The organism is Brevundimonas basaltis, from assembly GCF_014202075.1.
Classification (GTDB): domain Bacteria; phylum Pseudomonadota; class Alphaproteobacteria; order Caulobacterales; family Caulobacteraceae; genus Brevundimonas; species Brevundimonas basaltis.
The window spans coordinates 147,516-160,478 of sequence record NZ_JACHFZ010000005.1 but is presented as its reverse complement, the minus strand read 5'-3'; the positions used below and the strand labels follow the sequence as shown (position 1 = coordinate 160,478).

The 12,963-nt window shown below is 67.9% G+C and carries 11 protein-coding genes and 2 tRNA genes; 6 read left to right on the top strand and 7 right to left on the bottom strand.

From position 1 onward, the window contains the following. From HNQ67_RS12460 to HNQ67_RS12450, 3 genes are all read right to left on the bottom strand, one after another. A partial coding sequence (locus HNQ67_RS12460; protein ID WP_209282537.1) for a GTP-binding protein occupies nucleotides 1-95 on the bottom strand: 95 nt, incomplete at its 3' end. Between the two features lie 52 nt (nucleotides 96-147). Beyond that, nucleotides 148-221, bottom strand: a tRNA-Gly gene (locus tag HNQ67_RS12455). A gap of 90 nt (nucleotides 222-311) precedes the next feature. Next, nucleotides 312-395 (bottom strand) — tRNA-Tyr (locus HNQ67_RS12450). Nucleotides 396-543: 148 nt separating this feature from the next. On the opposite strand from HNQ67_RS12450, the gene rlmB reads away from it, so the two are divergent. Both rlmB and HNQ67_RS12440 read left to right on the top strand, forming a co-directional pair. Beyond that, entirely contained in the window at nucleotides 544-1,422 is an 879-nt protein-coding gene (gene rlmB, locus HNQ67_RS12445) for a 23S rRNA (guanosine(2251)-2'-O)-methyltransferase RlmB (RefSeq protein ID WP_183255913.1), read from the top strand. 50 nt (nucleotides 1,423-1,472) lie between these two features. Next, a complete protein-coding gene (locus HNQ67_RS12440; RefSeq protein WP_183255911.1) occupies nucleotides 1,473-2,339 on the top strand; it encodes a TerC family protein in 867 nt (288 codons plus the stop codon). Between the two features lie 407 nt (nucleotides 2,340-2,746). On the opposite strand, the gene metG is transcribed toward HNQ67_RS12440, so the two are convergent. Both metG and HNQ67_RS12430 read right to left on the bottom strand, forming a co-directional pair. After that, the gene (gene metG, locus HNQ67_RS12435) at nucleotides 2,747-4,471 is read right to left on the bottom strand and encodes a methionine--tRNA ligase (protein WP_183255909.1); all 1,725 of its coding nucleotides are present in this window, start codon (nucleotides 4,469-4,471) and stop codon (nucleotides 2,747-2,749) included. 83 nt (nucleotides 4,472-4,554) lie between these two features. Beyond that, complete coding sequence (locus HNQ67_RS12430) at nucleotides 4,555-5,919, bottom strand: MATE family efflux transporter (protein ID WP_183255907.1); 1,365 nt, start codon at nucleotides 5,917-5,919, stop codon at nucleotides 4,555-4,557. A 268-nt stretch (nucleotides 5,920-6,187) separates the two neighbouring features. Between HNQ67_RS12430 and HNQ67_RS12425 the strand changes: the two genes are divergently transcribed. After that, nucleotides 6,188-7,780, top strand: a complete 1,593-nt coding sequence (locus tag HNQ67_RS12425) for a carboxyl transferase domain-containing protein (protein WP_183255905.1) — start codon at nucleotides 6,188-6,190, stop codon at nucleotides 7,778-7,780. On the opposite strand, the gene HNQ67_RS12420 is transcribed toward HNQ67_RS12425, so the two are convergent. Then, nucleotides 7,781-8,254: a hypothetical protein gene (locus HNQ67_RS12420; protein WP_183255903.1), complete on the bottom strand. Its 474-nt coding sequence runs from the start codon at nucleotides 8,252-8,254 to the stop codon at nucleotides 7,781-7,783. It lies immediately after the preceding gene. 218 nt (nucleotides 8,255-8,472) lie between these two features. Next, nucleotides 8,473-8,835 carry a DUF2200 domain-containing protein gene (locus HNQ67_RS12415; RefSeq protein ID WP_183255901.1) on the bottom strand — a complete coding sequence of 121 codons (363 nt, stop codon included), beginning with the start codon at nucleotides 8,833-8,835 and terminating at the stop codon, nucleotides 8,473-8,475. 64 nt (nucleotides 8,836-8,899) lie between these two features. On the opposite strand from HNQ67_RS12415, the gene HNQ67_RS12410 reads away from it, so the two are divergent. The 3 genes from HNQ67_RS12410 (at nucleotide 8,900) to HNQ67_RS12400 (ending at nucleotide 12,915) form a co-directional block, all read left to right on the top strand. Then, nucleotides 8,900-9,805 carry an enoyl-CoA hydratase-related protein gene (locus tag HNQ67_RS12410; RefSeq protein ID WP_183255899.1) on the top strand — a complete coding sequence of 302 codons (906 nt, stop codon included), beginning with the start codon at nucleotides 8,900-8,902 and terminating at the stop codon, nucleotides 9,803-9,805. Nucleotides 9,806-10,609: 804 nt separating this feature from the next. Then, entirely contained in the window at nucleotides 10,610-12,517 is a 1,908-nt protein-coding gene (locus tag HNQ67_RS12405; RefSeq protein WP_183255897.1) for an acetyl/propionyl/methylcrotonyl-CoA carboxylase subunit alpha, read from the top strand. Next, nucleotides 12,514-12,915 (top strand): DUF1489 family protein, encoded by a 402-nt coding sequence (locus tag HNQ67_RS12400; protein WP_183255895.1) that lies wholly within the window; start codon nucleotides 12,514-12,516, stop codon nucleotides 12,913-12,915. The genes HNQ67_RS12405 and HNQ67_RS12400 overlap by 4 nt, the downstream gene beginning before the upstream one ends. Nucleotides 12,916-12,963 lie beyond the last annotated feature (48 nt).

The following is a 12,963-nucleotide window of genomic DNA, read 5'->3' as shown; positions in this document are numbered from 1 at the left end:
ATCGCCGCCGTCAGCGTCGTCTTGCCGTGGTCCACGTGACCGATCGTGCCGATGTTGCAGTGCGGCTTGTTACGTTCGAACTTTTCCTTGGCCATGGCCAAAACTCCTGTGGCCCGGAAGGGGGCGATTGGGTCAGCAATAGAAATCTGGAGCGGGTAGACGGAATCGAACCGACATATTCAGCTTGGAAGGCTGCTGTACTACCATTGTACTATACCCGCGCGGAGACTGCGTCGGCCCGGCCCCGCAGGACACACGGCCTAAGCAACCGGCCTTTTCGAGGTCCGTTTCCGCCGGTCTTCGACAGCGCGTGGTGGGGGAAGCAGGACTCGAACCTGCGAAGCTTACGCAGCGGATTTACAGTCCGCCCCCTTTGCCGCTCGGGACATTCCCCCTCGCGCGATGTGAAGACCGATCCGGAACGCCCGAAAGCGGTCGAAACAACCGCTCCCGAACAAAAGCCTTCGAAGTCCGGCAAACCCTGGTTTAGAGGAAGCGCCTGACCGGAATGCCCTTGGGCCCCAAATCGGAGGGCGTCTTATAGTGTCGTCAAACAGAGAACGCAACGACCGGAAAACCGGTAAAAAGCCGGGCTTCCGGGATCGTCCCGAGGCCCCGAAAACCGGCGGCTGGACGCCCAATCCGCCGGCGCGGGGCGGCGCCGATTCTCCGGCTCGCGAACGCAAGCCCAAGGTCGACGCGGACCACTGGCTGTGGGGCCGTCATCCGGTGCTCGCGGCCCTGGCCAATCCGGCCCGCAAGGGCATGGGGCGGCTGTTGGCCACCGCGGACCGCGCCGCCGAGATCGAGCGCGACGGTCTCGCGCCGAACGGCCACCGGGTCGAGATCGTCGACGGCACGGCCCTGGCCCGCATGCTGCCGGCCGGCGCCGTGCATCAGGGCCTCGCCTTCAAGGTCCAGCCGCTCGAGGGCGTGGCGCTTGAGGACTTCACCGAACCCGCAGACGGAGTCATCGTCATGCTCGACCAGCTGACCGACCCCCAGAACGTCGGCGCCATCTTCCGCTCGGCCCTGGCCTTCGGCGCGAAGGGCGTCGTGGTGCAGGACCGGCATTCGCCCGCCCTGGCCGGGGCGCTGGCCAAGGCCTCGGCCGGCGCCACCGAGCGCCTGCCCTGCGCCCGGGTGACCAATCTGAGCCGGGCGCTCGAGCGGTTGTCCGACCTCGGCTGGCAGGCCGTCGGGCTGGACGGGGCGGCGGAGCTGACGCTGGAGCAGGCCCTGGACCGCCGGCCCACCGTCCTGGTCATGGGCTCCGAGGGCGACGGCGTCCGCCGCCTGGTGGCCGAGCATTGCGACGTGATGGCGAAAATCCCCATGCCCGGGGGATTTGAGAGCCTCAATGTGTCGAACGCCGCCGCCATCGCCCTCTATGAAGCCACGCGCGCGCGGACGCGGGACTGATCGGCGTATCCGGCTTGCCCAAACCCACTCCCCTGCCCTAGAGCGCGCGCATGGAATTTCTCAGCTCCGCCGAACTGTTCACCCCGGAAGCCCTCAGCGCGCTCGGCAAGGTCTTGATGATCGACCTGGTGCTGGCGGGCGACAACGCCGTGGCCGTGGGCCTCGCCGCGGCCGCCCTGGCCCCCGAGCTGCGCAAGAAGGCCATTCTGATCGGCCTCGCCGCCGCGGTGGTGATGCGCATCGGCTTCGCCCTCATCACCGTGCAGCTTCTGGCCATCGTCGGCCTGCTGCTGGCCGGCGGTTTCCTGCTGCTGTGGGTGTGCTGGAAGATGTGGCGCGAACTGCGTGAGCAGGCCACTCACGACCAGGCCGAGGCCGAGGCCGAACTGGAGACGGCCATGTCGGTGCACCATGGCGGCGGCCCGCCGCCCGAGGCCCTCGGTCTCAAGCGCAAATCCTTCGGCGCCGCCCTCGTCCAGATCATGATCGCGGACATCACCATGTCGCTGGACAATGTGCTGGCCGTCGCCGGCGCCGCGCACGACCATCCCGTCATCATGGTCTTCGGCCTGGTGCTGTCGATCGCTCTGATGGGCGTTGCGGCGACCTTCATCGCCAAGCTGCTGACCCGGCACCGCTGGATCGGCTACGTCGGCCTGTTCGTGGTCCTCTACGTCGCCCTGCACATGATCTGGGACGGCGGCCGCTCGGTGATCGTGCGCACCGACCGGATGGAGGCGTTCAACGCCGCCGCCCCCGCCTTCCTCGACATCGGCGAGAAGGAGGCGTCCAAGCATCTGAAGGGAACCCGGGGCGAGAGTAATGAACTTGAGACCCCACCCCTCCCGACCAGTTCAGCGGATACGCCACCGGCGCAGACGGTTTCGACAAAGAAGGCGACGACGGATCAACCTTGATCACTTATGGGACGGGCTTTCATCGCCTCTCTTCGACGGTGCATTATTGGGGGTTGGCGCAGCAGGTGCCCCAGCTGCCGTCCGGGAAACGACAAGGCGCGGGTGCCAGCCCTGCCCGGCACTGCCCAGTACCAGAACTCACTCCGCTGTCGCTCGACGGCCGTGATGATGCCCCCGATGTTCCGGATGCCCCGGTGTCGTAAGGCGTTCCGATTGTCGTGTAATTTGGGATGTAGGGCTGAGAGGCCCGCTGGGCGTCCCGGTGCGCGATGGCCTCGGGCGACATGGGCTCGTTCAGCCAATCATTGAACTCCGTGAGCTCAGCGCAGCCGGCGACGGTCAAGCCCGCCGCAGCAATCAGGACAGCCAACTTTCTAATTCCAAGCATCCTCAAACCCCTCTGAACTTCACGACTCAACGTTAATCGAATCTACGCCTCCGCCAAACTGTTCCTTCCATTCCGCCACCTGGGCGTCCTCGATCTTGGTGAACAGCACCCCCTGGGCGGTCACGGCCTGGCCGCGCGGCAGGGCGTCCAGCAACGGCTCGTCCGCGGTCGGCCAGCTCAGGTCCGCGGCCCCCACCGAGGCGGCGATCTTCTCCGCCGAGGCCGGCATCACCGGCGCCGCGAGCCGGGCGAACAGCGCCACCAGGTTGAGGCCGGTGCGCACCCCGACCGCCGCCCGGTCGACATCGGTCTTGAAGGCGGTCCACGGCGCCGCCTCCTGAAGATATTCGTTGCCCAGCACCCAGACGGCGCGCAGGGCCTGGCAGGCCTTGCGGAATTCCATGGCTTCGAAGGCGGCGGTCGCCTCGGCGATGCCGGCCCGGACATCGGCCTCCAGCTTCGCCTCCAGCGGCCCCGGCTCGCCCGCGTCCGGCACGACGCCGTCGAACTTGCTCTCCGCGAATTTGACGATGCGGTTGACGAAATTGCCCAGCACATCGGCCAGGTCCTTGTTGGTCGTCGACTGGAACTGCTCCCAGGTGAAGGCCGCGTCCGACCCTTCCGGCCCATAGGCGGTCAGATGCCAGCGCCAATAGTCGGCGGGCAGCAGCTCCAGCGCCTGGTCCATGAATACGCCGCGCTTCTGGCTGGTCGAGAATTTGCCGCCGTACCAGTTCAGCCAGTTGAAGGCCTTCAGCGTATCGACCGTCTTCCACGGCTCGCCCGATCCGAGGATCGTCGCCGGGAAGCTGACGGTGTGGAAGGCCACATTGTCCTTGCCCATGAACTGGACGTAGCGGACGTCGTCGGCGCCCTCGTCGGTGCGCCACCAGTCGCGCCAGGTCCGGCCGGTCGCCTCGGCCCATTCCTCGGTGGCGCCGATATATTCGATCGGGGCGTCGAACCAGACGTAGAAGACCTTGCCCTCCATGCCGGGACGCGGCCCGCCGTCGGGCCCGACCACCGGCACGCCCCATTTCAGGTCGCGGGTCACGCCCCGGTCGATCAGCCCCTCGTCGAGATGTTTCAGGGCGATGGACCGGGCCAGCGTCTGCCAGTCGCCCTTGGTCCCGATCCAGTCGCGGATGCGCTGTTCCAGCTTGGTCTGCAGCAGATAGAGGTGACGCGTGTCCCGGACCTCGAGATTGCGCGATCCCGACACCGCCGAATACGGATCGATCAGGTCGGTCGGGTCCAGCAGCCGCCCGCAGTTGTCGCACTGGTCGCCGCGCGCACCGACGTGGCCGCAATGCGGGCAGGTCCCCTCGACATAACGGTCCGGCAGGAAGCGGGCGTCGTCGACCGAATAGATCATCCGGTCGACCCGCTCCTCGATCAGGCCGTTCTGCTCCAGCCGGGCGGCGAAATGCTGCGTCAGCCGCCGGTTGGCGTCGCTGGAGGACCGCCCGAACCAGTCATAGCTGAGCCCGAAGGCCTCGCCGGCCCGCTTCTGGATCTCGTGCTGCTCGTCGCAATAGGTGCGCACGTCCTGCCCGGCGGCGGCGGCGGCCAGTTCGGCCGGGGTGCCGTGCTCGTCCGTGGCGCAGATGTAGAGCACCTCATGCCCCTGGGCCCGCTTGAACCGCGCGAACACATCCGCCGGCAGCATCGAGCCCGCCAGATTCCCCAGATGCTTGATGCCGTTGATGTAAGGCAGGGCCGAGGTGATGAGGATGCGGGACATGGATTCCGGGAGGAAGGGCGTGGGGAGTAGGGCTTAGGGCTTAGTGGCGAGTGCTGCGCGATACCGCAACCCCGACGCCTTCCCTAGCCCCCGGTCCCAGTCCCCAGACCCTGCGGAAGCCGCCGCGCTACCCTGACGAACCGCCCCGTCAGCAGCGTCGCTGACACCAGGCTGGCGATGATCACCGCCCAGACCAGGCCGTTGACCCCGATCTCATGGGCCAGCCACCAGCCGAGCGGCATCATGATCAGGCTGTAGGCGGCGAAATGCATGATCGTCGGCCACCAGACGTCGCCCGCCGCGCGGTTGGCCGAGGCCGAGACCACCTGGATGCCGTCGGCCACGAAGAACAGGGTCGCCAGCACCAGCGCCGGCGTCACCATCGCCAGCAGGGCCGGATTGCGGTTGTAGGCGCTGGCCACCCACTCCGCCGTCGGCCACAGCGCCAGCGCCACCGCCAACGTCAGGGCGCTGACGACGCCCAGCCCGACCAGCCCGGCCCGCATCACGCCGCGTCCGTCTTTCGCACCATAGGCCCGGCCGACCAGCACCGCGGTCGCAGACGACAGCCCCATCGGGACCATGAAGACGATGGCCGAGACGTTGATCACGATGGTCCAGGCCGCCGTCTCGAGCGCGCCCAGTTGGCCGGCGATGAAGGTCATCGCCCCGAAGGCGGCGACCTCGATGAAATAGGAGCTGCCCGCGCCGTAGCCGACCTTGCGCTGGTCGCGCTCGGCGGGCGGGTCTCGGCGGGGGCGACTGAACACGCCCAGCGCCCGCGCCTCGGGCATACGCACGATGTAGACGATCAGGAACACCGCCAGCGATGTCCGTGCGAACAGCGTCGCCCAGGCCGCCGCCACGGCGCCGTCGATCCCGAGCCCCAGCACGTCCGGCACCAGCAGCAGGTTCAGCGCCAGATTGACGCCATTGGCGATCCACATGGCCCACATGCCCGCCCGCGGCCGGTGCAGGGCCTCGAGGAACAGCTGCGCCGCCACGCTGACCAGATAGCCGGGCATCGACAGGGCAAGCACGATCAGCACCGGCGAGGCTCCCTCCGCCAGCCCGTCGGCCAGACCCAGGCTCCGCAAACCCCACGGCCCCAGCAGGATCAGGGCGACCATGGCCCCACCGCCGAGCAGCAGTGAATAGGTCACCCCCCGCCGCAGCACCGCCCCGACCTCATGACGCCGTCCCTCGCCGAGATAGCGGGCGGTCATCACCTGCACCCCCATCAACAGACCGACGGCGGTGGTCACGACGATCATCGTCGGGGTCATGGCCAGCGAACTGTAGGCCAGCTCCAGCCCCGACCAGTTGCCGACCACGATGGCGTCGGTCAGGCCCATGGTCATGATGCCGATACGCGCCAGCACCACCGGCCACGCGAGGTGCAGCAGGTCTTTCAGGGTGGCGGGGGTCTCGAGGCTCAGGGCGGACATGGGAGGCGGGACAGGCCACGGGGATGCGGCCGGGTCAACTGGATTTGCTGCGGGCTGCCATAAGGGGAGTGAGCCCCATTCTCTTCTTTCGTCATCCCGGCGAAGGCCGGGACCCAGCGGCGCCGAAGCGAAGCGAAGGCGATGCCGGCAACCACGGAGTTCGCGACAGGTTCGCGCTGCCGCGCGCCGCTGGGTCCCGGGGTCGCTTCACGCCCCGGGATGACGAAAGGTATGGAGCGTCTCTCAGAACCGCCCTAAACCAGCCCCCATGCCCAAGCTGACGTCCGCCATCGACCCGAACAGCCCCGCCTTCAAGGCGCTCGACGCCCACAACCGCGCCCTGCGCGACGAGCTCCGCGCCCGAGTCGCCGAGGCGGCCCTCGGCGGTCCCGAGAAGTCGCGCGAACGCCACGTCGCCCGCGGCAAGCTCCTCCCCCGCGATCGCGTCGAACGTCTGCTCGATCCCGGTTCGCCCTTCCTCGAGATCGGCCAGCTGGCCGCCTGCGACATGTACAAGGGCGAGGCCCCCGGCGCCGGCATGATCTGCGGCGTCGGCCGGGTCTCGGGCCGCGAGGTGATGATCGTCGCCAACGACCCGACGGTGAAGGGCGGCGCCTATTTCCCGATGACGGTCAAGAAGCACCTGCGCGCCCAGGAGATCGCCGAACAGAACAACCTGCCGTGCGTCTATCTGGTTGATTCCGGCGGCGCCAACCTGCCCCACCAGGCCGAGGTCTTCCCCGACCGCGACCATTTCGGGCGCATCTTCTTCAACCAGGCGCGGATGTCGGCGAAGTCCATTCCGCAAATCGCCTGCGTCATGGGCTCCTGCACCGCCGGCGGGGCCTATGTGCCCGCCATGTCGGACGAGACGGTGATCGTGCGCGAACAGGGCACCATCTTCCTCGCCGGCCCGCCGCTGGTGAAGGCCGCCACCGGCGAGGTCATCTCGGCCGAGGAACTGGGCGGGGCCGAGACGCACGGGCGCAAGTCCGGCGTCGTCGACTATGTGGCCGACAACGACGAGCACGCGCTGGAGATCGTCCGCACCATCGTCGACGGCCTCAACACGGTGAAGCGCGTCGACCTCGACGTGCGCGAACCCCGCGCCCCCGCCTTCGACGCCGAGGAGCTGTACGGCATCATCCCCGACGACGTCCGCGCCCCCTATGACGTACGCGAGGTCATCGCCCGCCTCGTCGACGGCTCCGAGTTCGACGAGTTCAAGGCCCTGTACGGCACGACCCTGGTCTGCGGCTTCGCCCGCATCTGGGGTTATCCGGTCGCCATCCTCGCCAACAACGGCGTGCTGTTCTCCGAGAGCGCGCTCAAGGGCGCCCATTTCATCGAACTGGCCTGCAAGCGGAAGATCCCGCTGGTCTTCCTGCAGAACATCTCCGGCTTCATGGTCGGCGGCAAATACGAGGCCGAGGGCATCGCCAAGAACGGCGCCAAGCTGGTCACCGCCGTCGCCAGCGCCGAGGTGCCCAAATTCACCGTCCTGATCGGCGGCAGCTTCGGGGCCGGCAACTACGGCATGTGCGGCCGCGCCTACTCGCCCCGCTTCCTGTTCACCTGGCCCAACAGCCGCATCAGCGTCATGGGCGGCGAACAGGCAGCGGCGGTTCTGGCCACCGTCCACCGCGACGCCGACAGCTGGACGCCCGAGGAGGCCGAGGCCTTCAAGGCCCCGATCCGTCAGAAATACGAGGACGAGGGCAACCCCTACCACGCCACCGCGAGGCTGTGGGACGACGGGGTGATCGATCCGGCGCAGACGCGGGACGTGCTGGGACTCGCCATCAGCGCCAGCCTCAACGCCCCGATCCCGGAGACGACCTTCGGCGTGTTCAGGATGTGACTAGGACCTTCGCCAGTTATTCCGGCGTCGGGCGGTTCTCCCAATGCTGCGACTGGTGGCGAATCTCCGGCCCGAAACCACGCCTTGGTCGGCGGCCCAGTCTCTCATGTGGAAGTGCTGGACGTAGCGCCGATCCACTCCCTTGAGGATGTATTTCGTCGTGTTGCCGGGTGTTTTGATCTCGGTGAAGTCGAGAGTTCCTTGCGGCAACGGCCTGCCGATCAGCTTTGCCAGCCGGTGGCGAACCAGTTGGTCGAACCAGTCAGTCTGCTCCGCCGGGACGTGGATGGCACAATGGACGTTGCGTCGCGCGCCGGGATTCTCGTGAGCAAGAATGTAGTCGAAGCTGCCTAAACCGGCCCCGTTGGCGTCGGCATACTTCCACGCGCGAGCGATGCGATCGCGCAGTTCTCTAAAGAGCGGTCCGCACTTCTCTTCGTCGAGACCAAGGCGGGCGAAGTTGACCGAGACCATTCGATTGAGAGGTCGCCCCCGTCGTGTCGCATACCTCGTGGCGTGAAACCCGTTAAGCGCCTGCGCATACCCGATCGCGGTGGTCCGTCCGCCCGGTAGTTTTGTCGGCATTAGGTGTACCCTTAACGAAGAAGGAGGCCTTTCTAACCTGCGCCGTGAAGATGTACCCGGTTTGTTCCGGTTGGCAATATGTTCTCCTTGGAAAGCTGTGGACGAGTTCAACCCGCCCGCAGCACCTTCTCCATCGCCTTCCCCTTGCTCACCTCGTCCACCAGCTTGTCGAGGTGGCGCAGCTCCCGCATGAACGGGTCCTCGATCTCCTCGACGCGATAGCCGCAGATCACCCCGGTGATCAGGAAGCGGTTGGGGTTCATCGCCGGCGCCTTGGCGAAGAAGGTCTCGAAGTCGGTCTTGTCGGCCAGCAGCGCCTCCAGCTGATCCTGCGAATAGCCGGTCAGCCAGCGGATGACCTCATCCACCTCGGCTCGTGTCCGGCCCTTCTTCTCGACCTTGGCGACATAGTGGACATGGACGCTGGCCACGCTCATCCGCCGAACCCGGTCGGTCGTGCTGGTCGCCATCGTATTTCCCCCATGTTCCGTTCGGCCCGCCGCGCGTTATACCGGTGAAGCCGCAGGAGACACCATGACCGACCGCAAACCCTCCCCCGCCGACATCAACGCCCTCGACGTCACCCCGGGCGAGGCGGCGAAGATCAACGCCATCGCCCACCCCCTGCTGGCCGACCCGGCCCCCGACGCCGACGACCGGCTGGTGCGGATCGAGTCCACGCTCGACGGCGTCGTCTTCGTCACCATCAACCGGCCGTCAAAGCGCAACGCCTTCGACGCCGCCACCATCGCCGCCCTCTATGAGGCCTTCGAAACCCTGCACGGCGCCGACCATGTGCGCGTCGTCTTCATTCGCGGCGCGGGCGGGACCTTCAGCGCCGGGGCCGACCTGGAGTGGATGCGCGACGCCGCCGACTGGTCCGAGAGCGACAACCGCTCCGACGCCATGGGCTTGGCGAAGATGCTCAAGGCGCTGCACGACATTCCGGCCCTGACCGTCGCCCTCGTCGAGGGCGCGGCCATGGGCGGCGGGGCCGGCATCGTCGCCGCCTGCGACATGGCGGTGGCGGTCAAGGGGACGAAGTTCGCCTTCTCCGAGGTCAAGCTGGGCCTGATCCCGGCGACCATAGCCCCCTATGTGATCGAGGCCGTCGGCGCCCGCACCGCCCGCGCCCTGTTCATGACCGCCGACCTGTTCGAGGCCGACGCCGCCCGCGCCTACGGCCTGATCGGCCATGTCCTGCCCGACGCCGCCGCCATCGGTCCCTTCGTCTCCGACTTCGTCAAGGGCCTCAAGGCCTGCGCCCCCGGCGCCATGGGGGACGCCAAACGGCTGGTTCACGACGTCGCCCACGAGAAGGTCGATCACGGCCTGATGGAAGACACCGCCCGCCGCATCGCCCACGCCCGAACCTCCGTCGAAGGCCAGGAAGGCGTCCGCGCCTTCCTCGACAAGCGCAAGCCGCGCTGGGCGGAATAGGACCCTCCACTTCGTCATCCCGGGGCCGGCGGTGCGGGCCGCTGCCCGACGCGGGTTCATCACAACGACCACGGCGAGGTCACAACGGGCACGACGGGACCCGGCCCCGCTTCGTCTTCGCGGGCCCTTGCCCGCCATCCATCGATTGCGTCTCCCCGACGGTCGCCGCCGCCCCTCCGGCCCCGTCGTGTCCGTCGTGAATCCGTTGTGCCCGTTGTGATGAACCTCGGCTCTCAAGGGCAATTGCTGCGCTGCAAGTTAATGTGCAATCCGCCTATAGAAATCTCCCAACCCGTTGTTTTCCCCGGACTCCGTTCGTGATCGAGCGTCCTGAACCCGCCTGAGGGCGGAGGGGGTTTAGTATAGGGGCTTCCCGTCGGTGGGGAGGGCGTCGGATCCACGTTCTCGATGTCGGCGGGCTGTGGTCGAGCGATGAAGCCCGGGCGACGGAGAGTCCGGGGGTCCTCGTCGGGCAGGGATGGATCCTGCCCGCTTGCTCGCCGCGCGCTAATGGAAGCGGGCTGCTGACGTCAGCAACATGCCGTCATGTCCGCCCCGCGTCGGGTTCAGCAATGACCCTGGCGGTGATCCGGCAAGGCTCGAATGACAGGGCCGCCAGCCGGAGGGCGCGTGGAAAACGACCGCGCGGGACAGTCTGTCTCGTCGAAACGGTATTCACATCCCAACCGGGCGAGGCCCGGCTGTCCCGCGCCCTCCCCACCCTTCCGCGGCTCCCGCCCCGGAAGACGAAGAATCGCGCCTGCTCTACTCGACCCTCGACCCCCGCCCCTCTAAGAAAATCCCATGTTCAAATCCGTCCTGGTCGCCAATCGCGGCGAGATCGCCTGCCGCGTGTTCCGCACCGCCCGCCGCATGGGCTTGCGCACCATCGCCGTCTATTCCGAAGCCGACGCGAAAGCCCTGCACGTGCGCGAGGCCGACGAGGCCGTGCTGATCGGCCCCGCCGCCGCCCGCGAATCCTACCTCGACACCGCCAGGGTCCTGGCCGCCGCCAAACAGACGGGCGCCGAGGCCATCCACCCCGGCTACGGCTTCCTCAGTGAGAACGCCGACTTCGCCGAGGCGGTCATGGCCGCCGGCCTGGTCTGGATCGGCCCGCCGCCCGCCGCCATCCGCGCCATGGGCCTCAAGGACGCCGCCAAATCCCTGATGATGGAGGCCGGCGTGCCGGTCACCCCCGGCTACCTCGGCGAGGACCAGTCCCTCGAACGGCTGCAGAAAGAGGCGGACGCCATCGGCTATCCGGTGCTCATCAAGGCCGTCGCCGGCGGCGGCGGCAAGGGCATGAAAAAGGTCGAGCGCGCCCAGGACTTCGCCGCAGGGCTGGCCGGGGCCCAGCGCGAGGGCGAGGCCTCCTTCGGCGACCCCCGCGTCCTGATCGAGAAATACATCACCCGTCCGCGCCACATCGAGGTGCAGGTCTTCGGCGACACGCACGGCACGGTCGTCCACCTGCACGAACGCGACTGCTCGCTGCAGCGCCGCCACCAGAAGGTCATCGAGGAGGCCCCGGCCCCCGGCATGGACGCCGCCACCCGCGAGGCCGTCACCGCCGCCGCCGTCCGCGCCGCGAAAGCCGTGAACTACGAGGGCGCCGGCACCATCGAATTCATCGCCGACGCCTCCGACGGCCTCAAGGCCGACCGCATCTGGTTCATGGAGATGAACACCCGTCTGCAGGTCGAACACCCGGTCACCGAGGCGATCACCGGCGTCGACCTGGTCGAATGGCAGCTGCGCGTCGCCGCCGGCGAGCCCATCCCGCTGAAACAGGCCGACATCCCTTTGAACGGCTGGGCCATGGAAGCCCGCCTCTACGCCGAGGACCCCGCCAACGGCTTCCTGCCCTCGATCGGCAAGCTCGATCACTTCCGCCTTCCCGACGACATCCGCGTCGACACCGGCGTCATGGAAGGCGGCGAGGTCAGCCAGTTCTACGACCCGATGATCGCCAAGCTGATCGTGCATCGCGAGACACGGGAAGAGGCCGCCGAGGCGCTGGCCGAGGCCGCTGGCGAGGTCGAGGTCTGGCCGGTGAAGACCAACGCCGCCTTCGTGATGAAATGCCTCGAGCATCCGCGCTTCAACAGCGGGGACATCGACACTGGCTTCATCGCCGCCGAGGAACCCGCCCTGACCGCCGAGCCCCTCTCAGCCATGGCGCTGGAGGACGCCGCCTACTACCTGCGCACCGACGCCGCGCCTGATGAAAGCGGAGACCCGACCAGTCCGTGGGACGGTGGCTACGGCCCGAGGGGCTTCCGCGCGAATGCCGCGGCGCGAACCGACCAACATCTGGTGGTCGACGGCCGGCCCCAGACGGTGGCCATGCGCGACGAGGCCCACGGCGTCATCAGCTATCTGCCGCTATCCCCGCGCGCCGGCGTCGCCTTCGAGAACGGCTCGGCCTTCGAGATCCGCGCCTTCGCCCGGGCGGGAGCCGGGTCCGGCCCCGCCTCCGACGGCGCCCTGCGCGCCCCCATGCCCGGCAAGATCGTCGCCGCGCCCGCCAAGTCCGGCGACACGGTGACCAAGGGCCAGCCCGTCGTGGTGCTTGAGGCCATGAAGATGGAACACGCCCTCGTCGCCCCGTTCGACGGCGTGGTCGGCGAGATTGCCGTCTCGGTCGGCGATCAGGTCGCGGACGGGACGGTGCTGGCTACGGTCGAGGCCGCCGCTCCGGCGTCATGACCACCCTGCACATGATCAAGCTGTGCGTCGGCGTCGCCAGGGTCGAGACGCTGGAGCGCCGCGCGGCCAAGGGCGAATGGCTGACCGTCCACACCCGGATGACTCCCAAACGCGCCGCCGAACTCGAGGACGGCGGTTCGTTGTTCTGGGTGATGAAGGGCTCGGTGGTCTGCCGCATGCCCATCCTCGACATCTCGACGCGGGGCGAGGGCAAGGCCTCGATGTGCCACATCAAGCTGTCGCCCGAGGTCGTCCGCACCGCCCCCCAGGCCCGGCGGCCCTTCCAGGGCTGGCGCTATCTTGAACCGAAGGACGCCCCGCCCGACCTGACGACCCTCGACGCCGGCGACCTGCCCGAGGACCTGGCGAAGCAACTGCGTGAGATGGGGGCCTGGTAGGGGCTTGGGTCCAGGGGCTAGGGATTGCGCTGGGATGTGCGACGATGG